The sequence below is a fragment of the Kitasatospora sp. NPDC094028 genome (assembly GCF_049543595.1).
In the GTDB taxonomy this organism is placed as follows: Bacteria; Actinomycetota; Actinomycetes; order Streptomycetales; family Streptomycetaceae; genus Kitasatospora.
Window position 1 is genome coordinate 395,466 of record NZ_JBMVFA010000004.1, and the last position, 23,304, is coordinate 418,769.

The following is a 23,304-nucleotide window of genomic DNA, read 5'->3' on the forward strand; positions in this document are numbered from 1 at the left end:
TCCTATAGCCGGTGCGGGGATGACCTGGGGAGTACGCGCCGTCAGCCGGCGCGCAACTGGTCGAGCACGTCGAAGAGCTCGTCGTCGGTCGCGGAGTCGAGATCGGGTCGTTCCGTGCTGGTGTCGCTGTCGGTGCCGTCGCGGGCGTCCTCGTCCCGGCGGGAGAGGAGGTCCCTCAGCCGGTGGGTGATCGCCTGCCGGGCCTGGAGGTTGGCGTCGAAGGAGGCCAGGAAGGCCTCCAGCCGGTCCAGTTCGGCCAGGACGGGCCCGACCTCGACGGCCTCCTCGGTGCCGAACTCGGCGCAGAGGTGGTCGGCCAGGGCCTGGGCGGTCGGGTAGTCGAAGATCAGGGTGCTCGGCAGGCTGAGCCCGGTGGCGTCGCTCAGCCGGTCCTGCAGTTCGAGGTTGGCGAGGGAGTCGAAGCCCAGGTCGACGAAGCCCTGACCGGGGTCGATGTCCTCGGGCGTCGCCTCGACCAGGACCACGGCCGCGTGGCTGCGGACCAGGTCGAGCAGGGCCCGCCGGCGGTCGGCCTCCGGCATCGCCCGCAGGCGCTGCGCGAAGCCCGTCGCCGGGTCGGCCGCCGGGGCCTCCGGCGCGGTGGACGCCTTCGGTGCGGTGGCCGCCGCCGGTGCCTCGGGAGTCCGGGCCGGAGCCGCCAACTCCCGTAGCAGGGCCGGGATCCGGTCCCGATCAGCCCGCTCGCGCAGCTGCCCGAGGTCGAACCGGACGGGGACCAGCACCGGCTCGTCGATCTTACGGGCCCGGTCGAAAAGATCAAGGGCTTCGGCGGTGTCGAGTGCGCCGACGCCCTCCCGGGTCAACCTGGCGGCGGTGACGCCGTCCAGACGGCCCGTCAGCTCGCTGCGCTCGGCCCACAGGCCCCAGGCCAGCGAGAGCGCGGGCAGGCCCTCGGCGCGGCGCCGCAGCGCGAGCGCGTCCAGACCGGCGTTGGCGGCCGCGTAGTTGGCCTGGCCGGCGGTGCCGAAGGCGCCCGAGGCGGAGGAGAACAGCACGAACGCGGCCAGGTCCAGGTGCCGGGTGAGCTCGTGCAGGTGCCAGGCGGCGTCCACCTTCGGCCGCAGCACGGCGGCCAGCCGCTCGGGCGTCAGCGCGGCCAGCAGGCCGTCGTCGGTCACCCCGGCCGCGTGCACCACCGCCGTCAGCGGGTGCGCGGCGGGCAGCGAGTCCAGCAGGGCGGCCAGGGCGTCCCGGTCGGCCGCGTCGCAGGCGGCCACGGTCACCTCGGCGCCGAGCGCGGTCAGTTCGGCCGCCAGCTCGGCCGCGCCGGGCGTGCGGTCGCCGCGCCGGCCGGTGAGCACCAGGTGGCGGGCGCCGCCCTCGACCAGGTGGCGGGCGAGCAGGCCGCCGAGGGTGCCGGTGCCGCCGGTGATCAGGACGGTGCCCTCCGGGTCGAGCCCGGCCCCGCCGCTCGCGGGGGTGGTGTTCCGGGTCAGGCGCGGCGCCGACAGACTGCCGCGCCGGACCGCCAACTGAGGCTCGTCGGCGGCCAGGGCGGCCAGCGCCGCCGCCAGCGGCTCCGCGGCCGGGATGCCGTCGGTGTCCACCAGGCCGAAGCGGCCCGGGTGTTCGGACTGGGCGGTGCGCAGCAGCCCCCAGACGGCGGCGCCCGCGAGGTCGGGGGCCGGGTCGCCGTCCTCGACGGCCTGGGCCGCGCGGGTGGCCACCACCAGGCGGGCGGCGGCGAACCGGGGCTCGGCCAGCCAGTCCTGGACCAGGCGCAGCGCCGCGGCGGTGGCCGCGTGGACGGCGGCGGGGGACTGGTCGACCGGAGACCGGCCGGCCGGCGCGAGCGGCAGCAGGACGGTCTCCGGCACCGGGTCGCCGGAGGCGGCCAGCGCGGCGAGGTCCGGGTACCGGGCGTCGGTCGGCCACCCGGCGGCCTCGGCGCCGACGACGGCCGTGCGCGGGGCGGCGGGCGGGGCGGCGGCCGGCGCGGGCGCGGCCACCGGCAGCCAGCGGGTGCGCCACAGCGGCCGGCTGCGGTCGGCGTCGGCGGCCTGGTCGCCGGCCGCCATCGGCCGGGCGTGCAGGCTCGCCACGGACAGCACCGGCACGCCCGCCTGGTCGGCGGCCTCCAGGGTCATCGCGTCCGGCCCGGCCGGGGCGAGCCGCACCCGCAGGGTCGAGGGCCCGGCGGCCCGCACCGACACGCCCTGCCAGGCGAACGGCACCAGGGCCGGCCCGGACTCCCCGGCCGAGGGGCCGGCCGCGGCGAAGGCCTGCAGGGCCGCGTCGAACAGCGCCGGGTGGACGCCGTACCGGGCGGCCTCGGAGCGCAGCTCGGCGGGCAGCGCCACCTCGGCGAACACCTCGTCGCCGCGCCGCCAGGCCGCGCGCAGGCCCTGGAAGGCCGGGCCGTAGGCGATGCCCAGCGCCTCGGTGCGGGGGTAGAAGCCGTCGACGGGGAACGGCACGGCGCCGGACGGCGGCCAGCTGACCAGGTCGGAGGAGTCGACGGGCGTCCCGGCGGTGAGCGTCCCGGTGGCGTGCCTGGTCCAGGTGCCCTCGCCGTCCTCGGTGGCGGCCCAGGAGGCCAGTTCGACCGGGCGACGGCCGGCGGTGTCCGGCGCGCCGACCGCGAGCCGGATGCGGGTGCCCTGGTCGGGGAGGAACAGCGGGGCGTGCAGCGTCAGGTCGCCCACGCCCGGGCGGCCGGCCTGCTCGCCGGCCCAGCGGACCAGCTCCACCACGGCCGTGCCGGGGAGCAGCACCCGCCCGTGGACGGCGTGGTCGGCCAGCCAGGCCTGCTCGCGCGGGGAGAGCCGGCCGGTGAACAGCAGACCGCCGCCGTCCGGGAGTTCGACCTCGGCGTGCAGCAGCGGGTGGTCGGCGGGGGCCAGCCCGGCGGCCGCCACGTCGAGGCTCTGCGGCTCGTCCTCCAGCCAGTAGCGGCGGCGCTGGAAGGCGTAGGTGGGCAGTTCGACCCGGCGCAGGCCGGTGGCGGGGAAGGCCGCCGACCAGTCCACCGGGACGCCGAGCACGTGGAGTTCGGCCAGTGCGGCGAGGAAGCCGTCCGCGTCGCGCCCGCCGTCGACCACCCGCTGGCCCGGCCCGGCCGCGGCGGGCGCGGGGTCGGTGCCGAGGGCGAGGACGAGGGTGTGGCGGCGCTTGTCGGCCTCCGACAGGTCGGCGAACAGCGGGATGTGACTGCTGGTCAGGTCGACCGGGGTGCCCGAGGCTGCTGCGGCTGCGCCTTGGGCCAGCGACAGCGCCCCGGCGACGGTGGCCCCGGCGAGCGCGCCCGCGCCCGCGGCGATCACGGCGGCCGGGCGCACCCCGTGCTCCTGCCAGAGGCCGGCCAGGGCCACCAGCACGGCCCAGCGCAGCGGCCGGGCGACCGGCTCCGCCGCCGGGTCGGGCGCGCCGGCGGCGCCGCGCAGCACGTCGGTCGCCGTCCAGCCGACGACCTGGGACAGTTCCGCGTCGCACGCGGCGAGGCGGGCGGCGAAGGCCGGCGAGGTCTCCAGCAGGCGGGCGGCCCAGTCGAGTCCGCCGGTCTCCTGCTCCGCCCCCTCGGCCTGTTCGGGCAGCGCGAACGCGACCCGGCGCTCCTGCGCCGCGATCCCGCGCCGGGTGGCCGACCCGTCCGCCAGCGCCGCCAGCTGGAAGCGCAGCGAGGCGAGGTCGGTGCCGAGCAGCACGGCCCGGTGCTCGAACACCGAGCGGGTGCGGGCCAGCGCCGCGCCCACCTCGACGGCGGTCAAGCCGGGCTGCTCGTCCAGCCGGGCGAGCAGCCGGGCGGCCTGGGCGTGCAGCGCGGCCTCGGTCCGCCCGGAGAGCACCCACGGCACGGTCACGGGGGCGACGGCGGCGGCCTCCTCGGCCGTGGCCTCCTCGGGCGAGGTCTCCTCGGGCGTGTCCTCCTCCAGGATCAGGTGCGCGTTGGTGCCGCTGACCCCGAAGGAGGACACCCCGGCCCGGCGCGGCCGCCCGGTCGCGGGCCAGTCCCGCTGTTCGGCGAGCAGCTCGACGGCGCCCGCGTCCCAGTCCACCAGCGGGTTGCCGCCGTCCAGGTGCAGGGTGCGCGGCAGCACGCCGTGCCGGATCGCCATCACCGTCTTGATCACCCCGGCGACGCCGGCCGCGGCCTGCGCGTGCCCGATGTTGGACTTCACCGAGCCGAGCCAGAGCGGCTGGTCGGCGGGCCGGTCCTGGCCGTAGGTGGCGATCAGCGCCTGCGCCTCGATCGGGTCGCCCAGGGTGGTGCCCGTCCCGTGCGCCTCGACGGCGTCGACCTCGTGGGCGGACAGCCCGGCCGAGGCCAGTGCCTGCCGGATCACCCGCTGCTGGGCCGGGCCGCTGGGCGCGGTCAGCCCGCTGCTGGCGCCGTCCTGGTTGACGGCGCTGCCGCGGATCACGGCGAGCACGTGCCGCCCGTTGCGCCGGGCGTCGGACAGCCGCTCCAGCAGCAGCATGCCGACGCCCTCGCCCAGCCCGGTGCCGTCCGCGCCGGCCGAGAAGGCCTTGCAGCGGGCGTCGGGGGCCAGGCCGCGCTGGCGGCTGAACTCGACCAGGGCCAGCGGCGAGGCCATCACCGTGACGCCGCCGGCCAGCGCCAGCGAGCAGTCCCCGGCGCGCAGCGACTGGGCGGCCTGGTGCAGGGCGACCAGCGAGGAGGAGCAGGCGGTGTCGAGGGTGACGGCCGGCCCCTCCAGGCCGAAGGTGTAGGCGATCCGGCCGGAGGCGACGCTGCCAGTGCTGCCGTTGCCGACGTAGCCCTCGAACTCGCCCGGCACCCGGCGCAGCCGGGAGGCGTAGTCCTGGTAGATCACCCCGGCGAACACGCCGGTGCGGGAGCCGCGCAGGGTGGCCGGGTCGATGCCGGCCCGCTCGAAGGCCTCCCAGGAGGTCTCCAGCAGCAGCCGCTGCTGCGGGTCGGTGGCCAGCGCCTCGCGGGTGCTCATCCCGAAGAACGCCGGGTCGAAGTCGGCGGCGTCGTCCAGGAATCCGCCGTCGCGCACGTACACGCTGCCGTGCCGGGCCGGGTCCGGGTGGTACAGGTCCTCGTCCCAGCCGCGGTCGGTCGGCAGCGGGGAGATGGCGTCCCGCCCCTCGGTGACGAGCTGCCACAGGTCCTCGGGGGAGGTGACCCCGCCGGGGTAGCGGCAGGCCATGCCGATGACGGCGATCGGCTCGCGGGCGCCGTCCTCGACCTCCTGGAGACGGCGGCGGGTCCTGCGCAGGTCGAGGGTCAGCCGCTTGAGGGTGTCGAGGACCTTCGCGTCGCTGGTCATTGCGCTGTGTGCCTTCCTGTCCGACACGTGGTCCGGGTTCGGCTGGTTCGGGTGCGGGTGGTGTTCGGCGGTCAAGAGCTGCGCAGTTCGTCGTCGACGATGTCGAGCAGTTCGTCGAGCGTGGCGTCCGCCAACTCGTCGTCCTCGACGGCCGGTTCGGTCCGCTCGGGCGCAACCGCCGCGGGTGCGGCGGGCGCCGGCTCCGGCCCGGCCTGCCTCCGCAGCAGCTCGCCCAGGTGGGCGGCGACGGCGGCCGGGGTCGGGTGGTCGAAGGCCAGCGTGGCGGGCAGCCGCAGGCCGGTGGCCGCGTTCAGCCTGTTGCGCAGCTCGACGGCGCGCAGCGAGTCGAAGCCGGACTCCAGGAAGCCGCGCCCGGTGCCGACCGCCTCCGGATCGCTGTAGCCGAGCACGGTGGCGACCTGGGCCCGGACCAGTTCCAGCAGGGCGTGGGCTTGTTCGCCGGCCGGCAGGGCGGCCAGGTCGAGGCCCGGGGCGGCGCTGCCGGCCGCCGCGGCGCGGGCCGCCCGGCGGGGCGCGGTGCCCAGCAGGGCGCGCAGCAGCGGCGGCCGCTCGGCGGCCTCCCCGGCGCGCAGCGCGGGCAGGTCGAGCCGGACGGGCAGCACCAGCGGGCGGTCCTGGGCGAGCGCGGCGTCGAACAGTGCCAGGCCGTCCGCGGCGGACACCGGCAGCACGCCGGCGCGCCGCATCCGGGAGCGGTCGGCCTCGCTGAGCCGTCCGGTCATCGCGCTGACGGTGGCCCACAGGCCCCAGGCCATCGACACCCCGGGCAGGCCGAGGGTGCGGCGGTGGGCGGCGAGCGCGTCCAGGTAGGCGTTGGCGGCGGCGTAGTTGGCCTGCCCGGCGTTGCCCAGCACCCCGCCGGCGGCGGAGAACAGGACGAACAGCGCGGGCTTGGCGTCCAGGGTCAGTTCGTGCAGGTTCCAGGCGGCGTCGACCTTCGGCCGCAGGACGGCGCGGGTGCGTTCCGGGGTGAGCGAGGCGAGCGTGCCGTCGTCCAGCACCCCGGCGGCGTGCACCACGCCGGTCAGCGGGTGCTCGGCCGGGACGGCGGCCAGCAGCGCGGCCAGCGCGCCCCGGTCGGCGGCGTCGCAGGCCTCCACGGTGACGGCGGCGCCGGCCTCGGTGAGCGCGGCGACCAGGTCCTCGGCGCCCTCGGCCTGCCGGCCCTGGCGGCTGACCAGCAGCAGGTGCCGGGCGCCGTGGGTCTCGACCAGGTGCCGGGCGACCAGCGCGCCGAGCGTGCCGGTGCCGCCGGTGATCAGCACCGTGCCCTCCGGGTCCAGCAGCGGCCCGCCGTCGGCCGCGTCGGCCGGGTTGGGCCGGGCGAGCCGGGGCACCAGGACCCGGCCGGCCCGGACGGCGTACTGCGGCTCGGCGCCGCCGAGCAGGGCGGGCAGGGCGCGCAGCGAGGCGGCGTCGGGCCCGTCGAGGTCGACCAGGACGAAGCGGCTCGGGTGCTCGGCCTGCGCGGAGCGCACCGCGCCCCAGACGGCGGCTGCCGCGAGGTCGGCCGGCTCGGCCGAGCCGGCCGGGTCGGGGGTGTCCACGGCGCCCCGGGTGACCAGCACCAGGCGGGAGTCGGCGAACCGCTCGTCGGCGGCCCAGGCCTGAAGCAGGGCCAGCGCCCGCTCGACGGCGTCGCGGGCGGCGTCCGCCGAGAGCGTGTCGGTGCCCGGCCCGGGCAGCCACGGCAGCAGGACGGCCTCGGGCACGGGCGCCCCGGCGGCGACGGCGGCGCCGAGCGCGGCCAGGTCCGGGTGGGCGCTCGCCGCGGCCCCGGCCCCGGCCAGCGCGGCGGCGAGGCCGAGCCGGTCCTCGCCCAGCAGGGCGAGCCGGGCCGGGCCGGCGGCGGTGGCCGCGGCCTCGGTCCAGGACACCCAGAACAGCGCGTCCGCGGTGGAGCGGGCGGAGCCCAGCTGGGTGCGGGAGACCGGCCGGACGGCGAGCGAGTCGACCGAGGCGACCGGCTGGCCGGTCTGGTCGGCGACGTCCAGCGACAGTTCGTCCGGCCCGGTCGGCGTCAGCCGCACCCGCAGGGCGGTGGCCGCCGTCGCGTGCAGGGTGACGTCGGACCAGGAGAACGGCAGCCGGACCTGGGCCGCACCGTCCAGCAGGGTGGTGTGCAGGGCCGCGTCCAGCAGCGCCGGGTGGACGCCGAAGCGCTCGGTGTCGGCGAGCTGCTCCTCGGCCAGCCGGACCTCGGCGAACACCTCGTCGCCGCGCCGCCAGGCCGCGCGCAGGCCCTGGAAGGCCGGGCCGTACACCAGCCCGTCCTCGGCGAGCCGGCCGTACAGGCCGTCCAGTCCGACCGGCACGGCGCCGGCCGGCGGCCACACCGGCTCGGGCGACCAGCGGGCGGCCGGGCCCTCGGGGGCCAGCACGCCGCCGGCGTTGCGGGTCCAGTTCTGCTCGGCGTCGGGGCTGGAGTGGACGGTGACCGGGCGGCGGCCGGTCTCGTCGGCGGCGCCGACCCGGACCTGGACCCGGACCGCCCCCTCCTCCGGGATCAGCAGCGGTGCCTGCAGGGTGAGTTCGTCGAGGTGGTGGCAGTCGAGCTGCCGGCCGGCCTGCAGGGCGAGTTCGACCAGCCCGGTGCCGGGGACCAGCACGGTGCCCCAGACGGCGTGGTCGGCCAGCCACGGGTGGGTGGCCGTGGAGAGGCGGCCGGTGAGCAGCACGCCGTCGTCCTCGGGCAGCGGCAGCGCGGCGGCCAGCAGCGGGTGGTCGGCGGCGTCGAGCCCGGCGGTGCGGGGGTCGGCCGCGGCGGGCGGGGCGAGCCAGAACCGCTCGCGCTGGAACGGGTAGGTGGGCAGCTCGGCGTGGTCGCCGGCGGGCAGCAGCGGCGCCCAGTCGACGGGCAGCCCGTGGGTGTGCAGGTGGGCCGCGGAGGCGAGCAGCCTGGTCCAGCCGCCCTCGGTGCGGCGCAGCGTGCCCGTCACCAGGGCCGGCGTGTCGTCGAAGGCCTGCTCGATGGCCGGGGTCAGCACCGGGTGCGGGCTGGACTCGACGAAGACGTCCAGGCCGTCCGCACGGGCGGCCTTGACGGCGTCGGTGAAGCGCACGGTCTGGCGCAGGTTGGTGTACCAGTACCCGGCGTCCAGGGCGGCGGTGTCCAGCAGCGCGCCGGTGACGGTCGAGTAGAACGGGACGTCGGCGGAGCGCGGCGTGATGCCCGCGAGGGCTTCGGCGAGCCGGGCCTCGATGGCCTCGACGTGCGGGGAGTGCGAGGCGTAGTCGACGTCGATCCGGCGGGCCCGGACCTCCTGGTCCTTGTAGAGCGCGAGGAGTTCCTCGATCGCGTCGACGTCCCCGGCGACCACGGTGGCGGTCGGGCCGTTCAGGGCGGCGACCGAGATCCGGCCCTCCCAGCGGGCCAGCAGCTCGGTGGCCTCCTGGCGGGCCAGCGGGAGCGAGACCATGCCGCCCTGCCCGGCGATGGCGGTGATGGCCTGGCTGCGCAGCGCGGCGACCCGGGCGCCGTCCGCCAGGGACAGCGCCCCGGCGACGGTGGCGGCGGCGATCTCGCCCTGCGAGTGCCCGATGACGGCGGCGGGCTCGACGCCGAGCGAGCGCCACAGCTCCGCCAGCGAGACCATCATGGCGAACAGCGCGGGCTGCACGACGTCCACCCGGTGGAGGTCGCCGCCGCCGCGCAGCACCTCGGTGAGCGACCAGTCGACGTACGGGGCCAGCGCGGCCTCGCAGTCGGCGATCGAGCGGGCGAACACCTCGGAGGAGTCCAGGAGTTCGGCGCCCATGCCGAGCCACTGCGAGCCCTGGCCGGGGAAGACGAACACCGGCCGCCCGTGGTCGCCCTCGCCCGTGGTGACCGCCGGCTTGGCGGCTCCCTCGGCGAGCCCGGCGAGGCCGTTCAGCAGTTCCTCGACGTCCTGCCCGAGCACCACCGCGCGGTGCTCCAGCGCGGCGCGCCCGGTGAGCAGGGTGTGCCCGACGGCGCGCGGGTCGGCCTCCGGGTGCTCGCGCAGGAAGGCGGCCAGCTGCCCGGCCCGGGCCCGCAGCGCCTGCTCGTCGCGGGCGGAGAACACCCACGGCACCACCGGCGACGGCGAGTCGGCGCGCTCGGCCGGCTCCCCGGCGGGCTCCGGGGCGGGCGCCTCCTCCAGGATCAGGTGCGCGTTGGTGCCGCTGATGCCGAACGCGGACACGCCGGCCCGGCGCGGACGCCCCTCCTCGCGCGGCCATTCCCGCGGCTCGGTGAGTAGCGCCACCCCGCCGCCGGACCAGTCCACGTGCGTGGTCGGCTCGGTCACGTGCAGGGTGCGCGGCAGCACCTCGTTGCGCAGCGCCAGCACCATCTTGATGACGCCCGCGACCCCGGAGGTCGCCTGGGTGTGGCCGATGTTGGACTTCAACGCGCCCAGCCACAGCGGCCGTTCGGTGTCCCGCCGGTGGCCGTAGGTGGCCAGCAGGGCCTGCGCCTCGATCGGGTCGCCGAGCCGGGTGCCGGTGCCGTGCGCCTCGACCGCGTCGATCTGCTCGGGGGTCAGCCGGGCGTCGGCGAGCGCCGCCCGGATCACCCGCTGCTGCGAGGGCCCGTTGGGGGCGGCCAGGCCGTTGGAGGCGCCGTCCTGGTTGAGCGCGGAGCCGCGGATCACGGCCAGCACCGGGTGCCCGTGGCGCTGCGCGTCGGAGAGCCGTTCGAGCAGGACGACGCCGGTGCCCTCGGACAGGCCGAAGCCGTCCGCGTCGTCGGAGAAGGCCTTGCAGCGGCCGCTCTCGGACAGGGCGCCCATCCGGTCGAAGCCGATGAACGAGTCCGGTACCGGCATCACCACCGAGCCGCCGGCCAGCGCCATCGTGCACTCGCCGCCGCGCAGCGAGCGGACGGCCAGGTGGAGCGCGACCAGGGAGGAGGAGCAGGCCGTGTCGACGGTGATCGCCGGGCCCTCCAGGCCGAACGCGTACGCGACCCGGCCGGATATCACGCTGGTGACGCTGCCGGTGATGACGTAGTCCTCGATCGCGGGCGGCGCGTCGGCGGAGGTCACCCCGTAGCCCTGGTCCATGGCGCCGACGAAGGTGCCGGTCCGGCTGCCGCGCAGGGTGGTGAGGTCGATGCCGGCCCGCTCGAAGGCCTCCCAGGAGGTCTCCAGCAGCTGCCGCTGCTGCGGGTCCATGGCCAGCGCCTCGCGCGGGCTGATCCCGAAGAACGCGGCGTCGAAGCGGTCCACGTCGGCCACGAAGCCGCCCTCGCGGACCCGGCCGCCGGGGCCGTGGATCCCGCTCAGGTCCCAGCCGCGCTCCGGCGGGAAGCCGGAGACGGCGTCGCCGTCCGCGGCGAGCAGCCGCCACAGCTCCTCGGGGGTGGTGACCCCGCCGGGCAGGCGGCAGGCCATGCCGACGATCGCGATCGGCTCGTCCGCGCCGGCCCCGGCGGGGGCCTGCTCCACGGGCGCCGCGGTGGCCGCCAACTCCAGGACCTCGCGGCGAAGTTCGGCGGCGAGCACGGCGGGCGTCGGGTAGTCGAAGACCAGCGTCGCCGGGAGCCGCAGCCCGGTGGCGGCGTTCAGCCGGTTGCGCAGCTCGACGGCCGTCAGGGACTCGAACCCGAGCTCCTTGAAGGCCCGTTCGGGCTTGATCGCCTCCGCGCCGGTGCGCCCGAGGACGGCGGCGGCGTGCGCGGACACCAGTTCGGTCAGCGTGCGGAGCTGGTCGGCCTCGGACAACTCGACGAGCGTGCGCCGCAGTTCGGAGTCGTTCCCGGCACCTGGCGCGCCCGCGCCGGCCTCCGGGGCGGCCAGCGCCGCGCGCGCCCCGGGCAGTTCGGTGAGCAGCGGGCTCGGGCGCAGCGCCGTGAACAGCGGGACGAACCGCGCCCAGTCGATGTCGGCGATCGCGACGAAGGTGTCGTCGTGGTCCAGCGACTGCTGCAGGCCGGCGATCGCCAGCTCGGGGCGCATCAGCGGAAGGCCCTGGGCCTGCACCTTGCGGCGGGTGCGCTCGACGTCCTGGTCGCCGAGGTTCTTCCAGGTGTTGAGGGCGTCCTCCCAGACGCCCCAGGCGACGGAGGTCATCGGCAGGCCGCGGGCGCGGCCCGTCTCGGCCAGGGCGTCGAGGGCGGCGTTGGCGGCCGCGTAGGCGGCGTGGTCGCCGCTGCCCCAGAACCCGGCGATGGAGGAGAACAGGACGAACGCGTCCAGCGCCTCCGGGTCCAGCAGTTCGGCGAGGTGCCGGGCGCCGTCCACCTTCGCGGCCAGCACCTGGTCCAGGCTCTCCAGCGGGGTGCCGTCCACCGGCAGCAGCTCGATGAACGCGGCGGTGTGCAGCACGGCCCGGACGGTGCGGCCCTCGGCCCGCAGCCCGTCCAGCAGCGCGGCCACCGCGTCCCGGTCGGCGACGTCGCAGGCGGCCAGGGTGACGTCCACACCGGTCGCGGTGAGCTCGGCCGCCAGGTCCGCCGCCCCGGGGGCGTCCGGGCCCGAACGGCTGGCCAGCACCAGGTGTTCGGCGCCGCGCTCGGCCAGCCAGCGGGCGAGCCGGGGGCCGAGGCTCCCGGTGCCGCCGGTGACGATCACCGTGCCGCCCGGCCGCCAGTCGCGGACCGGCCGCGCCGCGCCGAGCGGGGCGTGCGCCATCCGGCGGGCGAACAGCCCGGCTGGGCGTATCGCCAGCTGGTCCTCCTCGCCGGCGCCGGCCAGGACCCCGGCGAGCCGGCCGAGCGCCCGCGCGTCCGGCTCCGCGGGCAGGTCGACCAGGCCGCCCCACAGGTGCGGCTGCTCCAGGGCGACGACCCGGCCGAGGCCCCACAGCTGGGCCTGCACCTGGTCGGCGGGGGAGTCGGAGAGGCCGGTGGCCACGGCGCGGTGGGTGGCGCACCACAGCGGGGTGCGCAGGCCGAGGTCGCCCATCGCCTGCACCAGGGTGAGGGTCAGCGCCACGCAGGTGGTGAGGCTGCGGTGCCCGTCGAGGCGCTTGTCGTCCAGCGCCAGGAAGGACAGCACGCCGGCGAGCTCGGGCAGTTCGCGCAGCCGGTCGGCGAGGACGGCGCGGTCCGCGTCGGCGGCCGTCGTCTCCAGCAGCACGGTGCGCGCGCCGCCGCCCTCCAGGGTCCGGACGGCCTCGGCGACCCAGCGCTCCTCCTCGCGGCCGGCCGGGACGACGACCAGCCAGGTGCCGGTCAGGGCCGCCGCCGGGCGGTCCGCGAGCGGCTTCCAGGTGATCCGGTAGCGCCAGTCGTCGACGGCCGAGCGCTCCCGGCTCTCCCGGCGCCAGGAGGACAGCACGGGCAGCAGCGCGTCCAGCGACCGCCGCCGCTCCTCGTCCTCGACCCGCAGGGCGGCGGCCACGGCGGCGACGTCCTGCTCCTCGACGGCCTGCCAGAACCCGGCCTCCGGCGCGTCGGCCGCGGCCGTGCCCGGCCCGTCCGCGGCGGCCTCCCGGATCCACAGGTGCTGGTGCCGGAAGGGGTAGGTCGGCAGGTCGGCGTGGTCGCCGGCGGGCAGGAACGCCGTCCAGTCGACCGGCACGCCGTGGGTGTGCAGGTGGGCGGCGGAGGTGAGCAGCCTGGTCCAGTGGCCCTCGGTGCGGCGCAGGGTGCCGGTGACCACCACGGCCCCGGCGGCGTCGAGCGTGTCCTCGACGGCGGCGGTGAGCACGGGGTGCGGGCTGGACTCGACGAACACCTCGTGGCCGTCCGCCCGGGCGGCCTTGACGGCGTCGGTGAAGCGGACGGTCCGGCGCAGGTTGGTGTACCAGTAACCGCTGTCCAGGGCGGCGGTGTCGAGCAGGCCGCCGGTGACGGTCGAGTAGAACGGGACGTCCGCGGAGCGCGGCGCGATGCCGGCGAGGGCTTCGGCGAGCCGGGCCTCGATGGCCTCGACGTGCGGCGTGTGCGAGGCGTAGTCGACGTCGATCCGGCGGGCCCGGATCTCCTCGGCCTCGCAGTGGGCGAGGAGTTCGTCGAGCGCGTCGCGGTCCCCGGCGACGACGGTGGCGGACGGGCCGTTGACGGCGGCCACGAAGACCCGGCCGTCCCAGCCGCCCAGCAGCTCCTCGGCGCGGTCGCGCGGCAGCGGCACGGAGACCATGCCGCCCTGCCCGGCGATGGCGGTGATGGCCTGGCTGCGCAGCGCGGCGATCCGGGCGCCGTCCTCCAGGGACAGGGCGCCGGCGACGGTGGCGGCGGCGATCTCGCCCTGGGAGTGGCCGATGACGGCGGCGGGCTCGACGCCGAGCGACTTCCAGACCTCGGCGAGCGAGACCATCATGGCGAACAGGGCGGGCTGGACGACGTCGACCCGGGTGAGGTCGCCGCCGCGCAGCACCTCGGTGAGGTTCCAGTCCACGTGCGGGGCCAGCGCGGCCTCGCAGGCCGCGATGGAGGCGGCGAACACCTCGGAGGAGTCCAGGAGTTCGGCGCCCATGCCGAGCCACTGCGAGCCCTGGCCGGGGAACACGAACACCGGCCGCTCGAACGTGCCGCCGCCGGTGACGAGTTCGGGCGCGGCGACGCCTTCGGTGAGCGCGGTGAGCCCGGTCAGCAGCTCGCCGCGGGTCTGCCCGAGCACGACGGCGCGCTGCTCCAGCGAGGCGCGGCCGGTCAGCAGGGTGCGGCCGATCGCCCGCAGGTCGGCGGCCGGGTCGGCGCGCAGGAAGGCGGCCAGCTGCCCGGCCTGGGCCCGCAGCGTCTGCTCGTCCCGGGTGGACAGCACCCACGGCACCACCGGCGACGGCGCGTCGGCGCGCTCGGCCGGCTCGTCGGCCGCCGGCGCCTCCTCCAGGATGACGTGCGCGTTGGTGCCGCTGATCCCGAACGAGGACACGGCGGCCCGCCGGACGTGCTCGCCCGCCGGCCAGGCCCGCTCCTCGGTCAGCAGTCGCACCCCGCCGCCCGACCAGTCCACGTGCGGCGTCGGCGCGTCCACGTGCAGGGTGCGCGGCAGCACCTCGTGCCGCAGCGCCATCACCATCTTGATGATGCCGCCGACCCCGGCCGCCGCCTGCGCGTGCCCGATGTTGGACTTCAACGAGCCCAGCCACAGCGGCCGTTCGGCCGGCCGCTGCTTGCCGTAGGTGGCCAGCAGGGCCTGCGCCTCGATCGGGTCGCCGAGCTTGGTGCCGGTGCCGTGCGCCTCGACGGCGTCGACCTGCTCGGCCGACAGCTGGGCGTTCTTCAGGGCCTCGCGGATCGCCCGCTGCTGGGCCGGCCCGTTGGGCGCGGAGAAGCCGCTGCTGCTGCCGTCCTGGTTGACGGCCGAGCCGCGCACCACCGCGAGGACCCGGTGCCCGTTGCGCCGCGCGTCCGACAGCTTCTCGACCAGCAGGACGCCGACGCCCTCCGCCCAGCCGGTGCCGTCCGCCGAGGCCGCGAAGGCCCGGCAGCGCCCGTCCGCGGAGAGCGCGCGCTGGCGGCTGAACTCGACGAAACCGCCCGGCCCGGTCATCACGGTGACGCCGCCGACCAGCGCCAGCGTGCACTCGCCGCTGCGCAGCGACTGCGCCGCCTGGTGCAGGGCCACCAGCGAGGAGGAGCAGGCCGTGTCCACCGTGACGGCCGGCCCCTCCAGGCCCAGCGTGTAGGCCACCCGGCCGGACACCACGCTGCCGAGGCTGCCGGTCATCAGGTAGCCCTCAAGGTCCTCGGGGGCCTCGCGCAGCCGGGCGGCGTAGTCCTGGTGCATCACGCCGGCGAACACGCCGGTGCGGGTGCCGCGCATCGAGGACGGGTCGATGCCGGCCCGCTCCAGGGCCTCCCAGGACGCCTCCAGCAGCAGCCGCTGCTGGGGGTGCATCGCGACCGCCTCGCGCGGGCTGATGCCGAAGAAGTCCGGGTCGAACAGCGGCGCCTCGTGCAGGAAGCCGCCCGCCCGGGTGTACGTCTTCCCGGTGGCGTCCGGGTCCGGGTCGTACAGGCCGTCGACGTCCCAGCCGCGGTCCTCGGGGAAGGCGCTGATCGCGTCCGTGCCGGTCGCCACCAGCTGCCACAGGTCCTCGGGGGAGGCGACGCCGCCCGGGTAGCGGCAGGCCATGCCGACGATCGCGATCGGCTCCGAGGCCGCGGCGGTCAGCCGGCGGTTCTGCTGCCGCAGCAGCTCGGCCTCCTTGAGGGAGGCTCGCAGCGCCTTGACGACTTCTTCACTGGATGTGGTCATCGAGAACTCCGGAACTCCGAGCCGTGGGGACGGGTGGGACGGGTGTCGTGGGCACTGGGGCTCGCCGGGCGAGCCCTACGGCTCGTCCTCGGACCCCCGCGGGCGGGGGTCCGGAGACGGGCGTGGGAGGTTCTCGGCGCCATCAGCTGTCACCGAGGGCGACCCGGACCAGGTCGGCCAGGTCCATGTCGTCGAGCGCGCTGCCGGGCTCCTCGCCGCTCTCCTCGGGGAGTGCGGACCCGGCCGCCGTGTCGGCGAGCCGGAGCAGGGTGCCGACCAGTCCCGCTTCCTGGAAGCGGTCCAGCGGGATGGCGGCGAGTGCCCGGCGGAAGGCGGCCTCGTCGACCCCGTCGAGGCCGTCCGGCCCGTCCGGGGCCGTGCCCCGGTCCTCCGCCGGGAAGGCCTCGGCCTCCAGGTGGCGGGCGACGGCGGCCGGGCTGGGGTGGTCGAAGATCAGCGTGGCGGGCAGCCGGCTGCCGCTCTCGGCGCCGAGCCGGTTGCGCAGCTCCAGCGCGGTGAGCGAGTCGACGCCGAGGTCCAGGAACCCGCGGTCGGGGTCGACCCGGTTCGGCGCGGGGTAGCCCAGCACCGCCGCGACGTGCGCCCGGACCACGTCCAGCACCGCCCGGTGGCGCTTCTCCGGCGGGAGGTCCGCGAACCGCTGCCGGAGGGTCGCGGTGGCGGCGGTCGCGGCCCGCCGGGGGGCGCGGATCAGGCCGCGCAGCAGCGGCGGGACCTCGGCCAGCCCGCGCACGGTCGCGGTGTCCAGCCGGGCGGGCACCAGCACGGCGCGTCCCTCGCCCGGCCCGGCCTCGGCCAGGGCGGCGTCGAACAGGGCCAGGCCCTGGTCGGAGGGCATCGGCGCGAGGCCGGTGCGGCCCAGCCGGCGCAGGTCGGTCTCGTCGAGGTGGCTGGTCATCCCGCTGGACTCGGCCCACAGGCCCCAGGCCAGGGAGCGGGCGGCCAGGCCCCGGGCGCGGCGGCGCTGGGCGAGGGCGTCCAGGAAGGCGTTGGCCGCCGCGTAGCTGGACTGGCCGGACTGGCCGAGCACGCCCGCGGCCGAGGAGAACAGGACGAACGCCTTCAGCGGGAGTTCGCGGGTCAGCTCGTGCAGGTGCCAGGCCGCGTCGACCTTCGGGCGCAGCACGGCGGCCACCCGCTCGGGGGTGAGCGCGGTCAGCACGCCGTCGTCCAGCACGCCGGCGGTGTGCACCACGGCGGTCAGCGGGTGCTCGGCGGGCACCTCGGCCAGCACGGCGGCCAGCGCGGTGCGGTCGGTCGCGTCGCAGGCCCGGACGGTGACCCGGGCACCGAGCGCGGTCAGGGCCTCGCGCAGTTCGTCCGCGCCCTCGGCGGCGGGCCCGCGCCGGCTGACCAGCAGCAGGTGCCGCACGCCGTGCTCGGTGACCAGGTGGCGGGCCAGCAGGGCGCCGAGCCCGCCGGTGCCGCCGGTCAGCAGGACGGTGCCGTCACCGGTGCCCTCGAAGGCGTTGGGGCCGGCCTCGGCGGGGCGCGCCGCGGCGGCGAGCCGGGCGATGCTCACCCGGCCCTCGCGGACGGCCAGTTGGGGCTCGCCCGAGGCCAGGGCGCGGAGCAGCGCCGGGTGCGAGTCGGGGTGCTCGTCGACGTCGGCCAGCACCAGCCGGCCGGGGTTCTCCGACTGCGCCGAGCGCAGCAGGCCCCAGAGCGGGGCGTGCACGAGGTCGGCGACGTCGTCCGCCGGGTCGACCGCGACGGCGCCCCGGGTGAGCAGCACCAGCCGGGAGGAGGCGAAGCGCTCCTCGGCCAGCCAGGCCCGCACCAGGCCCAGGGCGCGGGCGGCGGCGGCGTGCACGGCGGCCACCGGGCCGTCCGACCCGGCGGGTCCGTCCGGTCCGGCGTCCGGCGCGGGGAGGAACGGGGCGACGACCGCCGCGGGCACCGGGGTGCCGGAGCCGAGCAGGCCGGTCAGGTCGGCGTCCGGGCCCAGCCGGAGCGGCTGCTGCTCAGCCTCGGCCTGCGCGGCGGGCGGCAGCGGCACCCAGTCGACCTGGTACAGGCCGTCGCCGGAGCGGCCGGCGGCCGCGCTGAACTGCCCGGGCGTCACGGCGCGCAGCGTCAGCGAGCCGACCGAGACGACCGGCTCGCCGGTCTCGTCGGTCGCGGTCAGCGCCACGGTGTCCGGCCCGGTCGGCGTGAGCCGCACGCGCAGCGCGGTGGCGGTGGCGGCGGCCGGGTGCAGGGCGACGTCCGACCAGGCGAACGGCAGCCGCACCTTCTCGGCGCCCTCCAGCAGGCAGGCGTGCAGGGCCGCGTCCAGCAGCGCCGGGTGCACGCCGAAGCCGTCGCCGTGCCGGTCCTGCGGCAGCTCCACCTCGGCCAGGATCTCCTCGTCGTGCCGGCCCAGGGCGGTCAGGCCCTGGAAGGCCGGGCCGTAGTCGAAGCCGACCCCGGCCAGCCGCGGGTACAGGTCCCCGGCCGGGGCGAGCCCGCCCGCCCAGGGCCGCCGCGCGTCCTCGGGCGCCGCCGGGCCGTCCTCGGCCAGGACGCCGCTCGCGTGCTGCGTCCAGTCCTGCTCGGTGCCGGGGCCGGAGTGGACGGTGACCGGGCGCCGGCCGGTGTCGTCGGGGGCGCCGACCCGGACCTGGACCCGGACGGCCCCCTCCTCCGGGATCAGCAGCGGTGCCTGCAGGGTGAGTTCGTCGAGGTGGTGGCAGTCCAGCCGGCGGCCGGCGTGCAGGGCGAGTTCGACCAGCGCGGTGCCGGGGAGCAGCACGGTGCCCCAGACGGCGTGGTCGGCGAGCCAGGGGTGGCCGGCCGCGGAGAGGCGGCCGGTGAGGACGAGTTCGTCCCCGGGCAGGTCGAGGGCGGCGGCGAGCAGCGGGTGCCCGGCGGCGTCCAGGCCGGCCGTGCGGGGGTCCCCGGTGGCGGCCGGTGTGAGCCAGAAGCGCTCGCGCTGGAACGGGTAGGTGGGCAGGTCGAGGGGCCCGCCGCCCGGGCGCAGGCCCGGCCAGTCGACGGTGGCGCCGCGCACGTGGGCCTCGGCGAGCGAGGCGAGCAGGCGGCGCGGGCCGCCCTCGCCGCGGCGCAGGGTGCCGAGCACGGCGACGGCCTCGGGCCCGGCGTCCTCGGCGGCGTCCTGGACGGCGGCGGTGAGCACCGGGTGCGGGCTGGCCTCGACGAAGGCGCGGTGCCCGGCGGCGAGCGCGACGTGGACGGCGTCGGTGAAGCGCACGGTCTGGCGCAGGTTGGTGTACCAGTAGCCGGCGCCCAGCTCGGTGGTGTCGATCGGCTCGCCGGTGACGGTCGAGTAGAACGGCACGGCGGCCTTGCGCGGGGCGATGCCCGCGAGGGCTTCGGCGAGGCGTTCCTCGATGGCCTCGACGTGCGCCGAGTGCGAGGCGTAGTCCACGTCGATCCGGCGGGCCCGGATCTCCTCGGCCTCGCAGTGGGCGAGGAGTTCGTCGAGCGCGTCGCCGTCCCCGGCGACCACGGTCGCGGTCGGACCGTTCAGCGCGGCGACCGAGATCCGCCCCGCCCAGCGGGCGACGAGTTCCTCGGCCCGGTCGCGCGGCAGCGGCAGCGAGGCCATCCCGCCCTGCCCGCTGATCCGCACGATCGCCTGGCTGCGCAGCGCGGCGATCCGGGCGCCGTCCTCCAGCGACAGGGCCCCGGCGACGGTGGCGGCGGCGATCTCGCCCTGGGAGTGGCCGATGACGGCGGCGGGTTCGACGCCGAGCGAGCGCCACAGGGCGGCCAGCGAGACCATCATGGCGAACAGCGCGGGCTGGACGACGTCGACCCGGGTCAGGTCGTCGCCGCCGCGCAGCACCTCGGTGAGTGACCAGTCCACGTGCGGCTTCAGCGCCGCCTCGCAGGCGGCGATCGAGGCGGCGAACTCCTCGGAAGCGTCCAGCAGTTCGGCGCCCATGCCGAGCCACTGCGAGCCCTGGCCGGGGAACACGAACACCGGCCGCTCGAAGCTGCCGCCGCCGGTGCTGACCCCGGGCGCGGCGGTGCCCTCGGCGAGGGCGGTGAGCCCGGCCAGCAGCTCCGCGCGGTCCTGCCCGAGCACCACGGCGCGCCGCTCCAGCGCGGCCCGGCCGGTGGCCAGCGTCCGGGCCGCGCCCGGCAGATCGGCGTCGGGGCGCTCCCGCAGGTAGCCGGCCAGCTGCCCGGCGTGCGCCCGCAGCGCCTGCTCGTCCCGGGCGGACAGCACCCACGGCACCACCGGCGACGGCGCGTCGGCGGGCTCGGCCGCCGGTCCGTCGACCACGGGCTCGGCCGCCGGCGCCTCCTCCAGGATGACGTGCGCGTTGGTGCCGCTGATCCCGAACGAGGACACGGCGGCCCGCCGCACCCGCTCGCCCGCCGGCCAGTCCCGCTCCTCGGTGAGCAGCGCGACCGCGCCCTCGGCCCAGTCGACGTGCGGGGTCGGCTCGTCCACGTGCAGGGTGCGCGGCAGCAGCCCGTTCCGCAGCGCCATCACCATCTTGATCACGCCGCCGACCCCGGCGGCGGCCTGGGTGTGGCCGATGTTGGACTTCAAGGAGCCGAGCCAGAGCGGCTGTTCGGCCTCGCGGTGCTGCCCGTAGGTGGCCAGCAAGGCCTGCGCCTCGATCGGGTCGCCGAGCTTGGTGCCGGTGCCGTGCGCCTCGACGGCGTCGACCTGGTCGGCCGTCAGTCGCGCGTCGGCCAGCGCGGCCCGGATCACCCGCTGCTGGGACGGCCCGTTGGGCGCGGAGAGCCCGTTGGAGGCGCCGTCCTGGTTGAGGGCCGAGCCGCGCACCACCGCGAGGACCTGGTGTCCGTTGCGCCGCGCGTCCGAGAGCCGCTCGACCAGCAGCACGCCGACGCCCTCGCCCCAGCCCGTCCCGTCCGCCGCCTCGGCGAAGGCCTTGCAACGGCCGTCCGGGGCGAGCCCGCGCTGGCGGCTGAACTCGACGAACAGGCCGGGCGAGGACAGCACCGCCGCGCCGCCCGCGAGCGCCATCGCGCACTCGCCGCGGCGCAGCGACTGGACGGCCAGGTGGAGCGCCACCAGCGAGGAGGAGCAGGCCGTGTCGACGGTGATCGCCGGGCCCTCCAGCCCGAACACGTACGACAGCCGGCCGGACGCCACGCTCACCGTGGTGCCCGTCAGCACGTGGCCCTCGGTGCCGCCGCTCGGCTGGTGCATCCGGGCGCCGTAGTCCTGCTGCATCGCCCCGACGAACACGCCGGTGCGGCTGCCGCGCAGCGCCGCCGGGTCGAGGCCGGCCCGCTCGAAGGCCTCCCAGGCCGTCTCCAGCAGCAGCCGCTGCTGCGGGTCCATGGCCAGCGCCTCGCGCGGCGAGATGCCGAAGAACGCGGCGTCGAAGCGGTCCGCGTCGTGCAGGAAGCCGCCCTGCCGGGTGTAGGTGCGGCCGGACAGGCCCGGCTCGGGGTCGTACAGGCCCTCGACGTCCCAGCCGCGGTTGTCGGGGAAGGCGCCGATCGCGTCCGTGCCCCCGGCGACCAGCCGCCAGAGGGCCTCGGGGTCGCGGACCCCGCCGGGGAAGCGGCAGGCCATCGCGACGATCGCGATCGGCTCGTCCGCGCCCGCCGCCGGGGCGGCGCCGGCCGCGTCGTCGACGGCGTCCGCCGGCTCCGCCGCGCCGGTGAGCCGGGCCAGCAGGTGGCGGCCGAGCGAGCCGGGCGTCGGGTGGTCGAACAGCAGGGTCAGCGGCAGCCGCAGCCCGGTCGCCGTGGCCAGCCGGCCGCGCAGCTCCACCGCGACGGCCGAGTCGACCCCGAGGTCCCGGAACGGACGGTCCGGGCCGGCCTCGCGGGCGACCTCGGGGCCGCGCAGCGCGGCCAGCTGGTCGTGCACCAGCTCGCGGATCCAGTCGCGCAGTTCGCTCTCGGAGCGGTCCTGCGCCGGGGTGCCCGAGGCCCCGAACGGGTAGGTCGGCAGCGGCACCCGGCGCGCGCCGGTGCCGGCGAACACGGCCGGCCAGTCCACCGTCACCCCGTGGACGTGCAGCTCCGCCAGCGAGGTCAGCAGCCGCTGCGGCCCGCTCTGGTCGCGCCGCAGCGTGCCCACGACGGCGGTGGGGCCGATCGGCCCGGCGTCCTCCAGGGTCTCCTGCAGCCCGCCGATCAGCCCGGGATGCGGGCCGACCTCCAGGAACGTCCGGTAGCCGTCCGCCAGCAGCGCCCGGGTGGCCTGCTCGAAGCGGATCTCGGAGCTGAGGTTGCGGAACCAGTGGTCGCCGTCCAGCCCGTCGGTGTCCACCCGGCCGCCGGTCAGCGAGGAGTAGAACGGCACCGCGGACGGGCGGGCCGTCACCCCGGCCATGTCGGCCAGCATCCGGTCGCGGTCGACCGGCAGCCAGGGGGAGTGCGCGGCGAGGCCGTTGGAGAGCTTGCGCGCCCTGACGCCGTCCGCCACCAGCTCGGCCAGCAGCTCCTCCACCGCCGCCCGCTCGCCGGAGAACAGCACGGAGCGCGAACCGTTGCTGCCGGCCACGGTCAGCCGCCCCGACCAGCGGGCCAGGCGGGGCTCCAGCTCCTCCCGGGGCAGCAGCGCCGAGGCCAGGTCGCCCGGCGCGACCGCGCCCGCCCGGGCCTGCGCCTCGCTCCACCGCACCGCCAGCAGGGCGGCGTCCTCCAGGCTGAGCGCCCCGGCCACGTGGGCCGCCGCGAACTCGCCCAGGCTCGCGCCCACCACGGCGGCCGGCTCGACGCCGCAGGCGCGCCAGAGCGCGGCCAGCGACACCAGCACGGCGAACAGGGCCGGCTGGACGACGTCGACCGCGACCAGGGCGGGCGCGCCCGGTGCGCCGCGCAGCACGTCCGCCAGCCGCCAGGGCAGGTGCGGTTCCAGTGCGGCGGCGCAGGCCTCCAGCTGCTCCCGGAACACCGCCGAGGACTCCAGCAGTTCGAGCGCCATGCCCGGCCACTGGGTGCCCTGGCCGGGGAAGACGAACACCGGGCGCCCGGCACCGGCGTCCGCGAGGACGGTGCCGCGGACGAGCAGCGGGCCGAAGCCGCCGTCGGCGACGGCCCGCAGGGCGCCGAGCGCCTCCTCGCGGCGGTCGGTGAGCAGGACGGCGCGCTGCTCGAAGGCCGTGCGGGTGGTCGCCAGCGAGAGGCCGAGGTCGGCGAGCCGCAGGGCCGGGTCGGCCTCGACGCGCGCGCCGAGGTCGCGGGCCCGGGCGCGCAGCGCCGCCTCGTCGCGGGCGGAGAACGGCAGCGGGGCGAACGGCGTGTCGAGCAGCGGGCGTTCGGTCGCGGGGGCGGCGGGCCGCGGCTCGGCCGGTTCGGCCCGGTGCGCCTGGGCGCCGAGGCGGGCGAGGGCGTCCGGCCCGTCCGGCACCCGGTCGGTGAGCAGGCCGTGGATCCGGTCGCCGTCCCGCAGGGCGTGCGGCAGGGGGCGGAGCACGGCGAGGACGGCCTGCTCCGGGTCGGGGCCGAGGGCGCCGGCGAGGGCGAGTTCGCAGTCGCCGCGCCGCAGGCTCTCGGCCGCCGCGGCGGCGGCGGTGCGGGCGCCGTCCGGGGCGGTCCTGACGGCTTCCCGGGGGCCGGCCAGCTCCAGGACGGTCGCGACCTGCTCCGCGGTGTCGTCCTGGGCGGCGAGGAAGACGCCGACCCGGCCGCCGCGCAGCGTCGCGGGGACGATCCCGGCGTCCTCCAGCGCGGTCCAGGCGAGTTCCAGCGCGAGCGGGGCGGCGGTGTCGGCCCCGGTCGATTCGGCGGGGGCGGCGGGGGCGACCGGCTCCGCGGTCCGCGCCGGCGCGGTCGGGCCGAAGAAGGCGGCCTCCGCTCCGCTGCCGGGGCCCTGGGCCACACCGACGACGGCGACCGGTTCGTCCTCGCAACTCGTCTGGGGCACGGCGTACTCGGCCTTCCTCGTCGTCTGGATTCGGTGGAGCCCTGCGTCCGGTCCGCCGGAGGCGGCGCGCCGTCGCACG

General features: G+C 77.6%; 3 protein-coding genes. All 3 read right to left on the minus strand.

The window, feature by feature from the left end; all coding sequences use genetic code 11:
• Positions 1–41: 41 nt before the first annotated feature.
• A complete protein-coding gene (locus ACPC54_RS09505) occupies positions 42–5,258 on the minus strand; it encodes a type I polyketide synthase (RefSeq protein WP_498962997.1) in 5,217 nt (1,738 codons plus the stop codon).
• A gap of 71 nt (positions 5,259–5,329) precedes the next feature.
• The gene (locus ACPC54_RS09510; RefSeq protein ID WP_498962999.1) at positions 5,330–15,391 is read right to left on the minus strand and encodes a type I polyketide synthase; all 10,062 of its coding nucleotides are present in this window, start codon (positions 15,389–15,391) and stop codon (positions 5,330–5,332) included.
• Between the two features lie 142 nt (positions 15,392–15,533).
• Positions 15,534–23,225, minus strand: coding sequence for an SDR family NAD(P)-dependent oxidoreductase (locus ACPC54_RS09515; protein WP_498963001.1), 7,692 nt, complete (start codon positions 23,223–23,225; stop codon positions 15,534–15,536).
• Positions 23,226–23,304: the final 79 nt, after the last annotated feature.

Coding starts and splice junctions, on each gene's coding strand:
- ACPC54_RS09505 (WP_498962997.1), bottom strand. CDS start 5,258: ATGACCAGCGACGCGAAGGTCCTCGACACCCTCAAGCGGCTGACCCTC.
- ACPC54_RS09510 (WP_498962999.1), bottom strand. CDS start 15,391: ATGACCACATCCAGTGAAGAAGTCGTCAAGGCGCTGCGAGCCTCCCTC.